Annotated in this window: 15 protein-coding genes; 7 read left to right on the top strand and 8 right to left on the bottom strand. The window is 57.1% G+C overall.

Annotated elements, in window-relative coordinates:
- Nucleotides 1-84: 84 nt before the first annotated feature.
- Together PSAB_RS08700 and PSAB_RS08695 are read right to left on the bottom strand one after the other, a co-directional pair.
- Nucleotides 85-585: a phosphatidylglycerophosphatase A family protein gene (locus PSAB_RS08700; RefSeq protein ID WP_025334190.1), complete on the bottom strand. Its 501-nt coding sequence runs from the start codon at nt 583-585 to the stop codon at nt 85-87.
- A gap of 68 nt (nt 586-653) precedes the next feature.
- Complete coding sequence (locus PSAB_RS08695; protein WP_025334189.1) at nt 654-4,304, bottom strand: DNA polymerase III subunit alpha; 3,651 nt, start codon at nt 4,302-4,304, stop codon at nt 654-656.
- A gap of 136 nt (nt 4,305-4,440) precedes the next feature.
- Here PSAB_RS08695 and PSAB_RS08690 point away from each other — a divergent pair, with 136 nt between their 5' ends.
- The 3 genes from PSAB_RS08690 to PSAB_RS08680 all read left to right on the top strand — a co-directional run bounded on the left by PSAB_RS08690 (nt 4,441) and on the right by PSAB_RS08680 (nt 5,707).
- Nucleotides 4,441-4,764 (top strand): YtrH family sporulation protein, encoded by a 324-nt coding sequence (locus tag PSAB_RS08690; RefSeq protein ID WP_025334188.1) that lies wholly within the window; start codon nt 4,441-4,443, stop codon nt 4,762-4,764.
- 4 nt (nt 4,765-4,768) lie between these two features.
- Entirely contained in the window at nt 4,769-5,272 is a 504-nt protein-coding gene (locus tag PSAB_RS08685; protein ID WP_025334187.1) for a sporulation membrane protein YtrI, read from the top strand.
- A 123-nt stretch (nt 5,273-5,395) separates the two neighbouring features.
- Nucleotides 5,396-5,707, top strand: coding sequence for a YtpI family protein (locus PSAB_RS08680; protein ID WP_025334186.1), 312 nt, complete (start codon nt 5,396-5,398; stop codon nt 5,705-5,707).
- 99 nt (nt 5,708-5,806) lie between these two features.
- Here PSAB_RS08680 and PSAB_RS24535 read toward each other — a convergent pair whose 3' ends face one another.
- The 6 genes from PSAB_RS24535 to PSAB_RS08650 form a co-directional block, all read right to left on the bottom strand.
- The gene (locus tag PSAB_RS24535) at nt 5,807-7,117 is read right to left on the bottom strand and encodes a glycosyltransferase family 2 protein (protein WP_025334185.1); all 1,311 of its coding nucleotides are present in this window, start codon (nt 7,115-7,117) and stop codon (nt 5,807-5,809) included.
- A gap of 55 nt (nt 7,118-7,172) precedes the next feature.
- Complete coding sequence (locus tag PSAB_RS08670) at nt 7,173-8,714, bottom strand: sugar isomerase (RefSeq protein WP_025334184.1); 1,542 nt, start codon at nt 8,712-8,714, stop codon at nt 7,173-7,175.
- Nucleotides 8,704-9,864, bottom strand: a complete 1,161-nt coding sequence (locus PSAB_RS08665) for a polysaccharide pyruvyl transferase family protein (RefSeq protein WP_226991816.1) — start codon at nt 9,862-9,864, stop codon at nt 8,704-8,706. The genes PSAB_RS08670 and PSAB_RS08665 overlap by 11 nt, the downstream gene beginning before the upstream one ends.
- Before the next feature lie 363 nt (nt 9,865-10,227).
- Nucleotides 10,228-11,562, bottom strand: coding sequence for a DRTGG domain-containing protein (locus PSAB_RS08660; RefSeq protein ID WP_025334182.1), 1,335 nt, complete (start codon nt 11,560-11,562; stop codon nt 10,228-10,230).
- Nucleotides 11,563-11,712: 150 nt separating this feature from the next.
- Nucleotides 11,713-11,994, bottom strand: a complete 282-nt coding sequence (locus PSAB_RS08655; RefSeq protein ID WP_025334181.1) for a hypothetical protein — start codon at nt 11,992-11,994, stop codon at nt 11,713-11,715.
- 274 nt (nt 11,995-12,268) lie between these two features.
- Complete coding sequence (locus PSAB_RS08650; RefSeq protein ID WP_025334180.1) at nt 12,269-12,613, bottom strand: YlbF/YmcA family competence regulator; 345 nt, start codon at nt 12,611-12,613, stop codon at nt 12,269-12,271.
- 170 nt (nt 12,614-12,783) lie between these two features.
- On the opposite strand from PSAB_RS08650, the gene PSAB_RS08645 reads away from it, so the two are divergent.
- From PSAB_RS08645 to PSAB_RS08630, 4 genes are read left to right on the top strand one after another with little or no spacing between them, the layout of a single operon-like run.
- A complete protein-coding gene (locus tag PSAB_RS08645; protein WP_025334179.1) occupies nt 12,784-14,151 on the top strand; it encodes a YheC/YheD family endospore coat-associated protein in 1,368 nt (455 codons plus the stop codon).
- Nucleotides 14,152-14,161: 10 nt separating this feature from the next.
- A complete protein-coding gene (locus PSAB_RS08640) occupies nt 14,162-15,292 on the top strand; it encodes a YheC/YheD family endospore coat-associated protein (protein ID WP_025334178.1) in 1,131 nt (376 codons plus the stop codon).
- A 42-nt stretch (nt 15,293-15,334) separates the two neighbouring features.
- Nucleotides 15,335-16,708, top strand: coding sequence for a YheC/YheD family endospore coat-associated protein (locus PSAB_RS08635; RefSeq protein ID WP_025334177.1), 1,374 nt, complete (start codon nt 15,335-15,337; stop codon nt 16,706-16,708).
- Nucleotides 16,705-17,829: a YheC/YheD family endospore coat-associated protein gene (locus tag PSAB_RS08630; RefSeq protein ID WP_025334176.1), complete on the top strand. Its 1,125-nt coding sequence runs from the start codon at nt 16,705-16,707 to the stop codon at nt 17,827-17,829. The genes PSAB_RS08635 and PSAB_RS08630 overlap by 4 nt, the downstream gene beginning before the upstream one ends.
- Nucleotides 17,830-17,835 lie beyond the last annotated feature (6 nt).

Here is a 17,835-nt window from a genome sequence, read left to right as displayed (position 1 = left end):
GAACCATGATAACACAGTTTTCTTTTTCCCTGCAACAGAAGGGGAGGGAGGCAACGCGGGAGAGACCGCGCCGGATTCATGGCTTCAAGCCGGGTTTACGTCGTAGGGATACACCTTGGCTCCATCATGGCGGTGGGCGATTCTGGCCGAAGCTGCGGCGGCGATGCCGGCGACCAGATCGTCGAGAAATACGTTGATTCCGTCCTTTCTGTTGTTCAGCTCCCCGATGACACCCAGCTTGATTTTGTCCAGATAGCCGAAGCCTGTCAGACCGATCATGCCGTAAACGCCGGTAATCCCCAGCGCGAGTGTCTCGTCCGCCCCGTAAAGCGATTCATCGGCCTCCATGATGGCCTGAAACGGCTGCGGCAGCTGTTTCTTCTCCGCCAGCTCATCCAGAGCGATGCCTGTCATCAGTGTGTACTGCACCTCTCGTTTGCCCAAAACGGCACTGACGCTCGCCAGACACTCCTCCCCGCTCAAATCCGGATAATAAGCCGATTGCAGCGTATATACGATCTTGGCGATCGACTCGACTGTAACGCCTCTGCGTTCCAGTAAGTTCACCGCCAGCTGGTAGGACATCTTCATTCCCCTTTCCGCAAGTGAAGCCTGTGGTTCCCTAATGTATGCGAAAAGATGGCGAAATGTTCTTATTTTATTCTTATTGTTCCAGGGCCCAGCAGCGATTCGACAAGCCCGAACAGCTCCGGTGAAGGCTTGACCCGAAAGCTGTCGCTTAGCGCGATGAGCCTCTGCTCCCGCTCATAGAACAGCAGCGTCGGGACAGCCCCGGGATGATTCTGCAGCAGCTCCTTCAGCTGCGGCAGGAGGCCGCCTTCCTCGGCGGCGGCCGTGATTTTGATGTACGCGCGCTGGCCGGCGGAGCCCGCCGCCGGCGGCGCAGCAGCCTGCCGCGGTGCCCGCGCGGCAGGCGCCAGGCCGCCCGGCGGCCCGGCCGGGCCCCGGCCGCCGGCGGCAGTTCCTGCGGCCGCGGCTGGGGCGGCCGCCGCTTTCGGCGCGCCGGAGCCTGCCGGCGCGGGGCGGCCCTGCGGCCGCGCGGCCGCGGCCGCGCGGCGCTGCAGCAGGGCGCGCAGCGTGTCCGGCGACAGCTGCGCAACCTCGTCGGCCAGCAGCTTGAAGCCTTCGTCCTGCTGCTGGACCTTGGCGCGCAGGGCAAGCAGCGCGCCCTTGTCGACGAGCGCGCGGCTGCGCTTCCACACCTCGGGGAACAGCACGACCTCGCAGCGCTCGATCTGGTCCTCCCATTCGGCAAAGGCCATCGCTTTGCCCGCCTTGGTCATAATCTCCTTGACGGATACGATCATGCCGGCTGTAACCGCCGGGCTCTCATCCGGCGCCTCGCCAAGATCCATCAGGCGCTGCACACCGGATTGCTCCAGCAGCTCCGCGTAGTCGTCCAGCGGATGACCCGACAAATACAGGCCCAGCAGCTCTCGTTCCAGCTCCAGCTGTTGGCCTGCCGTAAATTTCGGAACATCGGGGTACCGGATGTCCCAGTTCGGCATTTCGACAAGGTCGTCGAAGAGCTGGATCTGCAGCTCCTCGCGCTCCTTGCGCCATTTGGCCGCCGCTTCCGTCGTCTCGTCCAGCATGGCAAGCAGCTGCGCCCGGTGTCCCGGCAGGCTGTCGAAGGCCCCCGCCTGGATCAGCGATTCCACGACGCGCTTGTTGCAGACTCTGAGGTCGACCCGGCGGCAAAAATCGAGCAGGCTGTCGAAAGGACGCTCCTTCCGGGCTTCCAGAATGCTCTCTACGGCCAACGTGCCGACGTTCTTGATCGCGGCCAGCCCGAAGCGGATATGTCCGCCCGCGCCGCTCGCACCGTCCACCGGCGTGAACAGCACGCCGCTCTCGTTCACATCCGGAGACAGCACGCCGATGTCCATGCGCCGGCATTCCAGCACATATTCCGCCACCTTGCGGTGGACGCCCGTCACCGCTGTCAGCATCGAAGCCATGAACGGCACCGGATAATGCGCCTTGAGGTAGGCCGTCTGGAAGGCCAGCACGCCGTAAGCCGCGGCATGGGCGCGAGGGAAGCCGTAATCGGCAAAGCGGACGATCATGTCGTAGACCGCGTTTGCGTCCGCCTCTTCATAGCCCTGCTTCAGGCTTCCCCTGACAAAATGGCCGCGCTCCCGGTCCAGCGTCTCGCGCTTCTTCTTGGATACGGCTCTGCGCAGCAGATCCGCTTCGCCGAGCGAGAAGCCCGCCATCGCCGAAGCGATCTGCATGATCTGCTCCTGATAGACGATGATGCCGTAGGTGTCGGACAGAATCGGAATCAGATCGGGATGGGGATATTCCACTTCGGCAAGCCCGTGCTTGCTCTGAATATATTTCGGTATGAATTCCATCGGACCCGGGCGGTACAGCGCCAGGACGGAAATAATATCCTCAAAGACCGTCGGCTTCAGTTCCTTGAGCACGCGGCGCATCCCCGCCGATTCCAGCTGGAACACGCCCGTCGTCTCGCCGTGGCCCAGCATCGCATACGTCGCTTCGTCGCTGTCGGGAATATTCCGGAAATCCGGCCGGCTCCCGGTCATCTCTCCGACCCAGTTCATGCAGCGCTCGATAATCGACAGCGTTCTAAGGCCCAGAAAGTCCATCTTCAGCAGCCCGACGCTCTCCAGATGCTCCATCGAATACTGGGTCAACGCCGTCCCTTCGCTGCCCTCCTGCAGCGGAACCGCATCTGTGAGCGGCCCCCGGGAGATAACGACCCCGGCGGCATGCGTCGAGGCATGACGCGGCATGCCCTCGACCTTCATCGCCATGTCGAGCAAATCGCGGGTCTTCGGGCTGCCCTCGTACAGCGCTTTAAGATCCGGACTGCTCTCCAGCGCCCGCTCGATGCTGATGCCAAGCGTCCCCGGGATCAGCTTCGCCGCTTTGTCCACATCCCCGTAGGGAAGGTTCAGCGCCCGTCCCACGTCTCGGACCGCCGCCCGAGCCGCCAGGGTTCCGAACGTAATGATCTGAGCGACATGCTCTTCGCCGTATTTGCCGGAGACATACGAGATGACCTCGTCGCGGCGCTCGTCGCTGAAATCGATATCGATATCGGGCATCGTAATCCGCTCGGGGTTCAGGAAGCGTTCGAACAACAGATTATACTTCAGCGGATCGACATCCGTAATGCGCAGGCAGTAGGCGGTGAGGCTTCCGGCGGACGAGCCCCTCCCCGGTCCTGTCGCAATGCCTTCTCTGTGGCAGAAGGCGATAAAATCCCAGACAATCAGAAAATAATCGGAGAAGCCCATCGTCTCGATAACGCCCAGCTCATAGGACAGCCGCTCTTCTGCAAGCCTCCGGCTCTCCTCCGATTCCCACCGGGGAGTGTCTTTGTAGCGTTCTTCAAGGCCGGCTTCGCACAGCCGCCTTAAATAGGCGGCGGCATCCAGTCCTTCCGGCAGCGGGGAGTAGGCGGGCAGTATGTGCTTGCCAAATTCCAGCTCCAGATTGCACCGTTCAGCGATGACTGCCGTGTTGGCAACAGCCTCCGGGACATGCGGAAACAGCGCGGCCATTTCCTCGCCGCTCTTAAGATAAAGCTGATCCGTTCCGATTTGCAGCCGGTCCTCGTCTTCCACCGTCTTCCCCGTTCCGATGCAGATCAGCACGTCCTGAACCTCGGAATCCTCCCGAGACAGATAATGCACATCGTTGGTGGCCACCAGAGGGATGCCGGTTTCTTCGGCGAGGGCGATCAGCTTCGGATTCACTCTTTTCTGCTCGGACATTCCGTGATCCTGAAGCTCCAGATAGAAGTCTCCGCCGAAGATCTCCTTGTATCGCAGCGCCGCCTTCTTCGCCTCACCGTCCCGCCCGTAGAGCAGATGCTGCGGCACCTCTCCGCCGAGACAGGCGCTTAGACAAATAAGGCCCTCCGCATGCGCGGCAAGGGCTTCTATGTCGATTCTCGGCTTATAGTGATAGCCTTCCAGTTGGCCGATGGTAACGAGCCTCATCAGATTTCGATAGCCTTCTTCGTTCCGGGCCAGCAGGATCAGGTGATAGATCGGCTGATCCTTGCGGCTGCCGCGTTCGCGGCGCGAGCCCGCCGTCAGATACACCTCGCAGCCGATGATCGGCTTGATGCCGTTCTCCTTGCACGCTTTATAAAAAGGGATCGCCCCGTACATCACTCCGTGATCGGTCAGCGCCAGCGACTTCATGCCGTGTTCGCCGGCCCGGCGCACCAGATCGGCAATGCGCGCCGCCCCGTCCAATAAACTGTATTCGCTGTGCACATGCAGATGCACGAAAGGGCTCATGATCCCACTTCCTTCCGGTTTTTCGATATACCGTTTATTTTATCATATTGAAGGGGGATTGGCCCATAGAATGAAGGGAGAGCACAAGGACAGGCAAAGCACTTGACAGAAGCCGCGTCCGGACAAGGGGGACTTTATGAACGTTTTTTTGGGCAAAGCCGTCCTCGATTTCTTCATAGCCTTCGGCATTGTGCTGGGCGGAGCCATGCTCGGGGGCATCGGAGCGGTCATATCGCTCCAGCCGCCGACGCAGACGATGCTGGATGTGGCAGGCAGGATCAAGATCTGGGCGCTGGCTGCCGCCGTAGGCGGGACGATCGACCCGATGCGGGTCATTGAAAGCAATATGCTGGGCGGAAATCTGTCCCCGGCCATCAAGCAGATATTATATCTGGTCTTTGCTTTTCTGGGCGCGCATATGGGCAGCGAGCTGGTGAAATGGGTATGCAGCAGGGGGTAATGCCATGAGGGTTCCGCCCTTTCAGCAGTTTCGCCGGTTCTCCAAGGTGTCGGCCATTTTTGTGCTCGGGATGATCGTCGGCAGCGCGGTGTACAATGCGATTTTTCATATGGGCTTCAATGCGCTCTGGCTGGACAATCAGGACCTGCGTGTGCAGGTGGAGCAGTATGAGAAGGATATTCTGACCCTGAAAAAATACAAAAACAGCTCAACAGTCATCAAGGAAATCAAAATCCGGTCCGAAAGCGGCGGATCAAGGGAAGCCGCAAACGGGCTGGACCCGGCAACCGTAAAGGAGATAATCCTCAAAATGAGCGGCGACCTCGCGCCGATGCGCGGCCGCAGCGTCTTCGACATCGACGAGGACAGCAAGATGGCCCGTCTTCTGCTGAGCGGAAAGGTATACATCGTGCGCGACAAGGAATATGCGGTCCGCATCCGAACGATGCTTGTCATGGAAGGCGTTCTGCAGATCTGGGTGGAGATCACGCCGAACCCCCCCAGATAAATCTCGCAGATTAACATGGGCAGACCCGCCAACAGCATGCTAAAATACAGGTAGAAAACGCTTTAGTCCGCTGTCTGCCGGACAAGAGCTTGCGGGGGCAGATGGCGCTCGAAGGGGTGTACCATGATCTTGTTTATCAAATATCTCCTGTTTCTCCTGCTGACGCTCTCCGTCCTCGGAGCCGCTTATTACAGCGCCGCTTCACGCCGTGCCCTAGATCCCGGCGAGCGGGGGCTGAAACGGGCGGTCATGAATATTCTGCTCGGATGCATGCTCATTCTGCTCGCGCTGATGTCGATGTTTCTATTTCGCGGCTCCACCGTCAGCGTCGCGGTCGAAGCGGTCTTTCTTGTACTGGGCGCCTTCAATCTGTTTTCCGGGCTGCGCAGCTACGGCTATTACAGCCGCCAGGATCATTCGCGGAGCCGGCGGTGAGGTTATCCACTGCGAGGCCGGGCTCAGGCCCTTACAGCCAGCTCAAACAGCCTTCTCCCTTTCGGGACAAGAAGGCTGTTTGTCTTTCCACATGTTCAGTTAACGACCGATCAGCTTGCGGATTAAAGGAACCTGGAGAATCTGCTTTTTAATAAGCCGCGTTCGGAATTCCTGCTTGACCTTGGCATAGATCTCCGGGCAGTTGCTGTGCGTCCACTCGTACATGTACGTGTAATCTTCCTTCGTCTTGGCCGAATTCCGAAGGTAGTAGACGATCGTATCGTAGGCGGTGTTGTTGAACCAGCCGGTCATTTCCTTCTTCTTATAATTGTACCGCTCGATGGCCAGGTTGCGGATCGTGCGCTTCTCTTCCAGATTCCGGACCAGAAAATCCCGGGACAGATTGAAGGTGATGTTATTTCCGTGAATCCGGTATACGCCGACCGCCGCGTCGATGAATCCGGCGTCGCCGACGAGCAGGGAGCGCAGGTAGATGGACGCGTCGTTCACCATATTCATATGAAGAATATCCATTTCGATCAGCGCTTCCCGCCGGAACAGCGTGGTCAGCGTGGAAGCCGGCTTCCCGTAGCCCGGCCGCTCGAAATTCAGAAAATAGGCGCGCCGGTCGGTCACATCCGAAAGTCCGATCTCCTGAAGCTGCAGCCGCTGCGTCGCGGAATACTCCAGAAAGACGTTGGCGGCCACAAAGGAAAGGCCGGGATGGCTCCGGTGAAAAGCAACGGCTCTGCTGAAATATCCGCTGTCGATCAAATAATCGTCGTCGTCGAGGAAGAGAATGTACTCTCCGTCCCCGTGCGCGGTAAAGGCTGCAAGCCGGTTCGCGCCTGGTCCCCGGTTAGTATCGTTCCGCATGTAAATGACTCGCGGCTCGTCTCCGAAGCTCTCCTCCATCATCAACTCCGTTCCGTCCGTCGAAGCGTCGTCGATGACGACAATCTCTTTGTTCGGATAATCCTGGGCCAGGATGCTTTCCACAGCCTGTCGCAGGAACGGTTTGCGGTTGTAGGTGGTAATGATGACGCTGATTTTGGGTGCGCTGCCGGTTTCGGCACCAGACGCGGCGCTGTCCGCCGCTTCGGCCCCGTCGCCGCCGCACAGCGCCGCAAGCTTGGCCTCCAGCAGGTCGGTCTCTTCCGACTCACCTGCCCCGAACTGGCTGTCCAGGTAGAAGCGGAGCACCTCAGGCGCATCCTTGCCTGCGGCCTGGCGGGCGATTACCCGCGACAGCGCCGTCAGCGCTTCCTGCGCCTCCGGCTGCTCCAGGGTTGCGAGTGTCTGGCACGTTCCGAACACCGTTTCTTCCGCTGCCGGACCGCCGCTGATTTCCCGGCTTACGCTGTCCATAAATCTGCGGCAGACCTGCCGCATTTCTTCTTTTTGAACCATTCCCACCCCTCCAGTCGCGATCTGTAATACAGCGATATCTTCTGGTTTCCTAATGTCAGCCGCTGACCTTGACCTTGCCGGGAACGAACTTGGCTCTCATCTTTAAGCCCAGACCCCTGAACAGCCCGAGACTATACAGAAACACCTCGCGCTCCAGCAGCGAAGCAACCGCAACGTAGAGCGGAAAAATGATAATGCCAAGAACAAAGGCTCCCAAAATAATTGAAAGGTAGGAATCGAACGAATAGCCTACAAGATTGTTCAGATAAACGACTCCGGCAAATACCGCGATATTGATGACCCATCTTCGGAATGTGATCCAGGGGCTTCGATCAAGCAGCCTTCGGTTGGCGTAAAAAATAATATCCGTGGAACGGTATACCAGCGCGGCCACCGTGCCCAGCAGCACGCCGTAAATGCCCATAAAGTGGACCAGAATCAGCGATGCGCCGAGATTGATGCCCGATTCAAGCAGCGTACGGCTCAGCGTATTTTTGAAATGGCCGGCGATATTGATGACATTGTTGGCGGACGAACGCGCGTTGATCAGCAGCTTTTGGGCGACGAACAGGACCGGAACCCAGTACAGCACATAATTGACGTCATTGACGCCGGTTGTGTAGAGCGTGATGAACGGCAGGATGAGAATATAGGCGACCGTCATCAGCGAAAACACAAAGGCCATGAAATACAGCTCGTACGCGTCGTAGAGCTTGATGAATCGGCTTCGGCCTTCATGATAGCTTTGCCCCAGGGCGAAGCGGACGCTTGTATTTACCGTATTGACGATGTTGTCGATAATGGTAAAAATCATGTTGTACATCACGTAGACGCTGACGATTTTCAGATTGGTGAAAAAGGTCAGCACCAGCACGTCGGTATTCCGGAAGATCATATAGGACAGCTCATGAACGAGCACGAAATTTTTCTGGCTGATGGCCGCAAGATTCGGCTCTTTGTTGAAATCCAGCCATTTATAATGCCGTTTCTTATAGATATGAAAAGCAACCATTTGAAGCAGCGTCACGGCAAAATACGAAGCCTGCACCAGCACGATATCCACACTCTGCATCAGCAGGATGATCCGCACCAGATTGTTGATAATGTTGCCGACGGTGACAATTGAGGTGTCCACATAGCTCTTGCCTTCGGCTAGCAGGTACACCCTGAATTTACCCTGGTAATAGTAATTGATGGCTCCGCCCATACCGTTGAAAAGCACGATGCCCATTACCTGCCACATGCCCAGCTCCGTCTTGACCGCGAATGGGTAAATCACCGAAATGGCGATTACGGAGAGCAGGTAGTAGAAGCCCGTTTTTTTGTAATACATGGCGGTGGCCGAAAGGATGGAATTAATGCCTTCACGGTCATCCTTCGAGATCGGCTTGTACAGCGCCTGCAACGATGCCGCGCCTACGCCCGCTTCCAGCAGCGCCAGATACGCAATGATCTGGACGACGGAGGACACAAGCCCGTTAGCCTCCGACCCGTAATGAACCATGATCAGCCGGGGAATGAAAATGCTGAGAACGATCGTAATCAGCTGGCTGCCCAAACCGAAGACAAGGTTAAGAATACTCCGTTTAGCTTTCATGGCCCCTCCTTGCAAAGACGCCGGGATTTAACGCAGCCGAAGCTTCTTTGGCATTATTGTTTTTTCCAAGATAGTTGTCCAGCTTTTCGAAATGCCGCTCGGCCTGTCTGGCCAGAACGGAGACGTTCAGAGTGTTCGTGTTCAGGCTGCGGACAACCTCTTCCGGATCCAGGGAGTCCATCGCTTTGAGATCAGCATACGCTCCAGTAAAGCCGGCGTCATTCATAACGTTAGTTGTCTTCTCGCTGTAGGCGATAGGGAACACGGGCTTACCGAACACCCAGCCGAGAATCATGGCATGGAACCGCGTCGCGACAATCATGCCGGAAGAGGCCAGCAGCCCGACGGCTTCCTCCAGGTTGGTCTTGTAAAAATACATATTCACACGGTCGGCATACACCTGCGGAATTAAAGAATGGATAGCTTTTACCGCTTCCTCGTCCCCTTCATACTCGCAGAACGACATCAGCTTCACCCCGTAGCCTTCTTCGGCAAAAGCGACGGCGATCTCTTTGATTTTGTTGTAATACATCGCGTCGAAGTCTTTAAGGCTCTCACGGTCCGAGGGTTTGATGACGGAAATGACGACATATTTCCCGTTCCTTGGGTTATCCGGCTTGGCGTGCTGGAAAATGATATCCGGTGCCAGCCTGACGTTGCCCAGATCCTTGAACAGGTCGTAGGAGTACCGGTCCCGGAAACAGATATCGGTGTACGTGGAGAACAGCTCTCTGTGCCTGACGTAGAACGTGTCGTCCTTGTAAGGTCCGAAGTTGGCGCCGAGGACGAAGTACGGCTTTCTGCTGTCGAACACGTCCAGCTTCCAGGCATAATCCTCTTTCCACCGGGCTCCCTGCATAAATACCGAACCGCCGATCTGAACGACACCGTCGCAGCGCCGGGCCAGTCTCTTGAGCAGGACCTTCTGGATATCGATGCTCCCGAGTTTCAATTTCTTGAGCACCTTGCGGATTCCGCGAACCCAGATGGATTCGATCGGATACAGGGTAAGATTGGACAAAGATGCGAAGCACTGCTTGTACTCGCTCCGGGCGGGAAGGACAAAATGGGTGTCCGGATACCTCTCGCACAGCAGCTTGACAAAGAGATCATCGCCCAGATTGAATTTGGTATACGCGTGGATCAACATTCTTTTCAATTTCTTCATCCCTTCCCGCAGGTAGATAGCCGAAACCGGCAACGAACAGGCTCTTCCAGGTGTGGAGGAAAAGCTGATGGGAATTTTCTGAAAGCCGCTCTTACTTTGTTCCAATTCTAAAGAATCGATTTTCCCTTTGCAATAAAAATGCAGGAAATGTCAACTTTCGACCCAAGGGCATCCTCCAAGGAGATACCGCCTCAATAATCCTTTAGAGGGTTGAAGAAACGTGAAATCCGCCATTTGCATAAATAAGGACTCCGTCATAACTGACGAAGCCCTTGTTGAAGCCTTATGAACGATGAAGTCCGCTGCCTTTGTCCGGCTCCTGCTAAGAATCTCTTGCCGCTTGATCTATCCGTGGTCTATCGACTGAAGCATCAATACGGCCTTGGCGACCAGGGTGCCCTGATGGCTGATCTCGATTTCAAGCTTGCAGGTCCGGCGGCTGCTCTCCAGCAGTCTCGGCGTTACGATAACGGAGTCCTCGATCTGGACCGGACGAACAAAATAAGTGGACATATTGTCCAGCACATGGTCGTTCCCGGTGATATCCTTGGCCGCCTTGAATGCGGAATGCATCATGAGCGTCGAAATCACCCCTTCGGAAATGGTGCCCAGATCCGTCGCCATCTGCGGGGTGATGAAGCCGTGGAAGAACAGCTTGCCCTCCTCGTCCCGCTCCTCGGCAAATCCGTTCCAGATGAGATGGTCGAAGGTTTCCCCAAGCTGCGGCTGGTTTCGGGCGTCCCTTAGGCTCTGCAGCACTTCCTTCCGGGTAAGCGAGCCTACCAGCTTGCGGTTCCGGTCGATAATGGGCAGAAAGTCGATGCCCTCCCACATCATGATCTGGGCCGCCGAGGCCAGCGACGTCTGCAATCCGGCTGTGACCGGACCGCGGATCATCATCTTCTCGATCGTCTGATCATCGGGCAGATCCTCCACATCCCGGCGGCCGACGATGCCGATAACGCGGTTCCATTCATCGGTCACGGAAAACCGCTGTTCCCCGCTCTCCCTGGACAGACTGAGCAGCTCGCCGACCGTGCTGGATATTTTCAGCGTGTTGATCCGCGGCTTCCGTTCGACAATATCCTCCACGAGCATAATCTTTTTCTTGATTAACCGGTCAAAAATCGCGCGGTTGATCATGTAGGCTACGGTAAAGGTATCGTGGCGCGAAGAAATGACCGGAAGGTCAAGCTTGTCCGCCAGCTCCTTGACCTCCCGGCTAGTTCCAAAGCCTCCGGTCACAAGCACCCCCGCGCCCTGTTCCAGCGCCAGCGAATGGACGTCGTCGCGGTTGCCAACAATCAGCAGACTGTCCGCATCGATATAGCGGATCATGGCGTCGATCTTCATGGCGCCGATGATATATTTATGCAAGGGCTTGTCCAGTCCGTTAGCACCTCCGAGCACATGTCCCTCGACAATGTCAACCACATCACCGAACGTGAGCTGCTCCGAGATGCCTCTGGGCTTCTTTTCCACCCGGACGGTTCCTATGCGCTCCTTGGTAATGACAATCCCCAGGTTCTCCGCTTCCTTGACCGCCCGGTATGCCGTTCCGTCGCTGACAGCCATCTCCTTCGCCAGCTTCCGGACCGATATTTTGGAGCCCACCTTCAGGTTTTCAATATGCTGCAGCAGCTGTTCGTGCTTAGTGACTGCATCGCCTTGATTGTCCAACTGTTACACCTCCGAAGCCAAAACTGTACTACACTGTATCTGTATTGTAGACGCAACCGGGTACGGCCGTCAAATGAATCCTTTGTTTCATAAGCGCAAATAAAAAACGGCCCGCCGGATCATTTCCGGACAGACCGTATGACGAAAGGACTATAACCGCTGAGCAGCCCGTCCTTCTTCGCTCCATTTTCCTTGCCACATATCCAGCTTCGCCTTGCGCACCGCCTCCAGCCGTTTCTGCTTCTCCTCGTCCACCCCGAGAATAAAATGCAGATGAGCCGCAATCACAAGCAGCGCAAAGGCCACCCATACCGCCCCGAACACGAATACCGGGGTTGAACCAGCCCACGACAACTCCGGCAGCGCATACAGGAGCATGACCAGCGCCAGCACCAGGTAGACCACATGCTTGAACTTGTTTCTTTTTCTCATTTCTTCCGACAGCTCCTTCATAACGAATCTATACTCTACTCTATGAGCAAGCCGTCCAAATTATGAGACGAGTTATCAAAATGCCGGAGAGCAAGGATAGGGTCAGGGCAGCCGAACGTATCATTCTCGGCCCGGACGAAGGCAAGCAGGAGACCGCCGGGTAAGCCGGTTATGTTAATCGCCTGAACAAACAGAGGGTGCTTGTCAGCCGGATCTAACCGGCAACAAGCACCCTCTTTGATTTTTATGTGATGAAATAATGCCTGAGGCGCCTTTAAACGTCCGCTCCATACAGATGTTCCAGACTGCCGGTAATAATCTTGTTCACGTCCTCGATAACAACGCTGAGGCGCCGCTCCGCTTCGAACAGGCGGCGGATGCTGAGGTTCATATTCAGCACTTCGAACAGCTTCTCCATCTTCTCCATCTCTTCCTGTGCCGGCATTTCCCCAGCCATCATCCGTTCCTGAAGCTCATGCTGGCTGCTGCGAAAATTGTCCAGCATTTCCTTGCTGCCCGGATCAGCCTCCACCAGCTTGAGCGCTGCGGAAATATCCGCCACCTCGCTGCTATCCTTGATTGCACGGGCCAATTCATGCGCCTTGTCGTAGATGTTCATATTTGGGTTCCTCCTAAAAGTATTGTTAGACCCCTTCCCCCTTGTGAATAAGGGACCTTTCGGCAGATGGGTCAATCACCAAGGGGCGTATGACTCCATATGATGGATGATATGAAGACCTCAGCTGTGAAACAGCCGGCATCATGCTGCCTACCGGAAGGAGATCCACGATGTCAAAGCTAAAGATCCCGGTCCATACGGTGTACTCGGGCATCCTGCAGGAGAACGCCGTCATGCTCGGCGACCGGCTCATCAAAAAACTCAAAATCCCGGCGCACGGACCAATCCTGCTTGCCTTCGGTTCTTTCCGTCAGGAGGTCACCGTCATTCCGGTCCCCCGATCCGACAATCTTCGCGTGAGCGAGGGTCTGGCGCGGAAGACCGGATTCAAGGCGCGTAATGTGCTGAACGCCTCCTACAGTTCCGGAAGCCGGACGCTTCGGCTCGGACCGCTGATCGGCGTGCTGGTCAGCCGGGAGCATCCCGAGCGGCCTGAAAGGTTGTTCGGTCCAATCACCTTGTTCTGCCGGGAATTAACGAATGCCTGCCATGCGCAGGGCGCCTTTGTCTATTTCTTTACCCCGGAAGCTCTGGAGAGTACCGGCTCCTCCATTACGGGCTGGGTATACGACGAAGGCTGGAAACAATCGAAGCTGCCCATTGCCGATGTCATCAACAACAGGCTCACCACGCGCAAGGCGGAGAATAAACCTAGCGTACAGCATTTTTTGTCGGAAGTAAAATCAAGGTACGGCACTCATTTTTTCAATGAGAAATTCCTCGACAAGAGCGAGGTGTTCGAAGCGCTCCGGCGGGACCCTTCCCTTCAGCGTTATTTGCCGGAGTCCCACTTGCTCGGCGGGTTTGCGATTCTCAAGAAAATGTGCGGCCATTATCCGGTCGTGTTCCTGAAGCCTGTCCGGGGCAGCCTCGGCAAAGGCATTCTGCGGATTTCCCGGGAAGAAGGCGGCGGCTACCGGCTGCAGTCCACAACTCCGCTGGGCACCCGCAAGCAGAGCTACCCGACCCTAACCAAATTGTATCAGGCGGTTGCGCCGAAGATGAAGACCACCCGATTCCAGATTCAGCAGGGGCTGCCGCTGATGGAAATCGGACGCAGGCCGGTTGATTTCCGGGCGCTCGTGCAAAAGAACGGCACCGGAAAATGGAATGTCACCTCCATCGTCGCCCGCACCGCAGGGAACAACCATTTCGTCTCGAATCTGGCGCGGGGCGGCAGCCTTAGCACCGTTCGCGAGGCGATCGGTAAAAGCTCCATCCCTCCCGGTGCCAAAGAAAGCGCAAATCTTCAGCTGCCCCGGGCGGCGCTTGCCATTGCCAAAGGCGTGGAGGCCAATATTCCGGCCCATTTCGGAGAGCTGGGCATCGATCTTGGTATGGATCAATCCGGCCGGATCTGGCTGCTCGAAGTAAATTCGAAGCCGTCCAAGAATGATAACACTCCGCTGAACGACACCAAAATCAGACCGTCCGTGAAGCAAATGATTCAGTACTGCCGCTACTTGGCCGGACTGTAAGGAGGACGCCATGCCAGTGACCGAAATGGGCTGTCTCGGCATTCTGACGTGCCGGGGCGTCAAAGGTTCCCCGGTGGCCGAACCCGCCTTCTGCAGCGTACTGTGCCGGACCGCTCCATCCTACGGTCTGCGCGTCATCGTCTTCACTCCCGATGGCGTTTCAGGCGACGGCAGGACAGTGAGAGGGTTTGTTCGCGAAGGTGAAGAATGGCGCGAAGCGACGGCCGAAGCGCCCGACATTGTGTATAACCGGATGTTCTGCAAAAATCCGGAGGAAAGACGAAACGGCTCCCGGGCTCTGCATGCGCTGGGGCGCAGTCTCGTATGGTCGAGGGGGCTGCCGGACAAATGGAGGGTATATGAACTTCTGCGGCGCAGCCGCAGGGCTTCCTCCCTGCTGCCCGAGACGAGAAGGTATGCAGGCCGGCGCAGCCTGGAGCGAATGCTCGCCGAACAGGGGGACGGGGTCTTTCTGAAGCCCCGGGCAGGCACACACGGAAAGCGAACCCTGCATGCCGTGCTCCGGGGAACTTCATCCGGAGGACTGTTCGTAAAGGGCCGGGACGGAGATAACCGGGAGATCGTCCGCGGCTTTAATGACCGCCTGAGCGGTCTTGAATGGATCGACCGCTTTATCGGCAAGCAGGGCTTTATCATGCAGCCGTTCCTGCGGCTGACCGGAGGCGGACAGCCGTTCGATGTCCGCGTACTCATGCAGAAGGACGGCGCCGGCCGCTGGACGCTCTCTGGAATGGCTGCCCGCCTTGGCCCGAGCGGCGCGCTTACCTCGAACCTTCACGGCGGAGGAACCGCGGTCCATCCCGCTTCCTTCTTACGGAAGCAATACGGCGGGGCCGCGGATGATATTCTACGTGAGGTGGAGCTTAGCGCCGCCTTTCTTCCGCCGCTGCTGGAGGCTGCCTGCGGGCGTCTCGGCGAGCTTGGGCTCGATTTCGGCATCGATCCCGGGGGCCGGATCTGGCTGCTCGAGGCCAACTCCAAGCCGGGCCGCTCCGCATTTACAATTACGGGCGACAAAGACGCCGCGCGGCGCGCGGCGGAATACCCTCTTTCCTACGCCCGCTACCTGCTGCTGACACGGCGACGTTCTCCCCGAAGCGCCGAAAGCTTAAGCGGATGATCCGGAAGATTGATATCAATGGTGCTTAAGGAGGATTCATAAATGGGTCTCACATTTTGCAATGTCCATTTCACCAAGCAGCCCCAAAGAGTCGTCTATATATCGGGGTCGCTGATGAAAAGCCTGAAGCTGTCCGGGAAGAGGAACATCCGGCTGCGACTCGGCAAAGACGCCATTCCGGCGGTGATCAAGCCGATCAAGCGAGCCGGGAAACATCTTTTTCTCGCTTCGGGCGTTCAGAACGCCATCAAGGTGCCCAAAACGGGCAGCGTCTACCTGAGGAACCTGCAGAACGACGAGGTGCAAATCGGCCCGCTCGTGGGCGTCCTGTCCGACGGCCCGTCTTCTCCGACCCAGCCGTTCGGTTCACGAACGGGCTTCATCAAGCAGCTGCTGCGCGAAGGCAGCAACATGTGCTATATTTTCGCGTTCATGCCCCGGGACATTAATTGGCAGCAGGAACGTGTGAACGGGTACTTTTTGACGGAAAGCGGCAAGTTCGAGCGCAAGATCGTACCGCTGCCCGATGTCATCTACAACCGGCTGCCCAGCAGGCGGGCGGAGACGTCGCTTGCGATTAACCAGCTCCGGGAACGGTTCACCCGCAAGAAAATCCCGTTTTTCAACTGGAGCTTTTTCAACAAATCCGACATTTACCGGCTCCTGGAAAACGACAGCTTTGCGAGCCAGCATGTGCCCGAAACGCACAGCAGCCCCGATACCGAGCTCATCAGAGATATGCTGGACCGCCATCATTTCGTCTACTACAAGCCATCCGCCGGCAGCCTTGGCCACGGCATTTACAGGCTGACTTATCTGCCGAAACGCGGATATTTCGCCCGCTATCGCCGGGGCGGCAAGAACGTGCTGCTTCGTTTTGGAACCTTTGAGAGCCTGATGCGACTGCTGCAGTCCCGTCATGGCCGCTCTCTGCAGAGCTATGTCGTTCAGCAGGGTATCCGGCTGATTGAAATCGACGGCTGCCCGATCGACTTCCGGTTCCACATGCACAAGAACGGCAGCAACCAGTGGGTTGTGGTTGGAATCGGAGCGAAGAAGGCCGGACGCGGCAGCGTAACGACCCATCTGAAAAACGGAGGCTCCCTCCTTACCCCGCAGCAGGCGCTCGGACGCGTATTCGGAGCCAAAGCCGACGAAGTGCTGCAGCGGGCGAAGCAAACGGCTATCCGGCTGGCGGAATCGCTGGAAACCCAGCATCGCCATCTGCTTGGAGAAATCGGCTTCGATCTTGGCATTGACCAGAATGAAGAAATCTGGATGTTCGAGGCAAACGCCAAGCCCGGGCGGTCCATCTTCCGCCATCCTTCCCTGAGGGCTGAAGGCAAAGCCTCCATCGAGCATATACTGGAGCACTGCCTATACCTCAGCAAGTTCCGCAGGAGGGATGATATGTGAACATCCGGCCCGACGACAGAAAGCCCGTCATCGCCATACTAACGACCAGAGATAAGTTCCGGGAATTCCGCGGCAATCATAAGAACTTTCGCGATATTATTCGAACCGGCAAGGAACTCGGCTATCTCGTTTATGTGATCACCGTGAAAGAACTAAGGCTGGGGAATCACTATGTTAACGGTTACGTTCCGGGTCCGGGCAAATCATGGATCTCCGTCCAGCTTCCCCCGCCGGAAGTCGTATACAATCGCATTCCGACCCGCGAGGATGAAGCCAAACCCGCAGTTGCCCGCAAACTCGCCGAATGTCTGGAGTATCCGGGCATTCGGCTGTACAATCCTTACTTTTTCAACAAATGGAGCCTGTTCGAATGGCTGAGAGGCTCAAATGCGACAGCCCGGCATGTGCCTGCTACCCGGCGGCTCAGAAGCGCGCGAACGCTGGCGGCCATGCTGAAGACCCACACCAGCCTGTACCTCAAGCCGGAGACCGGCAAGGCGGGGAAAGGCATCATGCGGGTCATTTATCACGCAGGCGGTGAGCTGCCGTACCGGCTGCAGATTCAAAGCGGCAAGAAGAACGTCACATACAAGGCGGCGACAGTGGAGCGGCTCTGGTCCCGCATCGGAAAGGAACGGGGCGATTCGCGCTATATCGTTCAGCAGGCGATTGAGCTTGCGACGTGCAAAGGAAGACCTTTCGACCTGCGCGTGCTCGTGCAAAAGAACGGCAAGGGCGGATGGAGCATGACGGGCATCGGTGCCAGACTGGCCGGCTCCCGCAGCATCACGACCCATGTTCCCCGAGGCGGAAGTGTTGAAGAGCCCTCCAGCATGCTCGAAGCCATGTTCGGCCCCGAACGGTCCTTATCCATCCTGAAAAGCGTTTCCGGAACGGCCCTGCTGATCGCCCGGCAGATCGAGCGGGCTTCCGGCTATATGCTGGGCGAAATGTCCATGGATCTGGGCGTCGACGAAAAAGGCGGTCTCTGGTTCTTCGAAGCCAATTCCCGTCCGATGAAATTCGATGAGCCGGACATCCGGAGGCTGTCACTCGAACGGATCATTCAATACAGCCAACATTTGTACCGCCAAATCGCAATCTTTCCGCAAAGGATGTGACTAGCC

The organism is Paenibacillus sabinae T27 (assembly GCF_000612505.1).
In the GTDB taxonomy this organism is placed as follows: Bacteria; Bacillota; Bacilli; order Paenibacillales; family Paenibacillaceae; genus Paenibacillus_AQ; species Paenibacillus_AQ sabinae.
The sequence above is the reverse complement of the archived record's forward strand: the minus strand, read 5'-3'. Positions and strand labels throughout refer to the sequence as shown.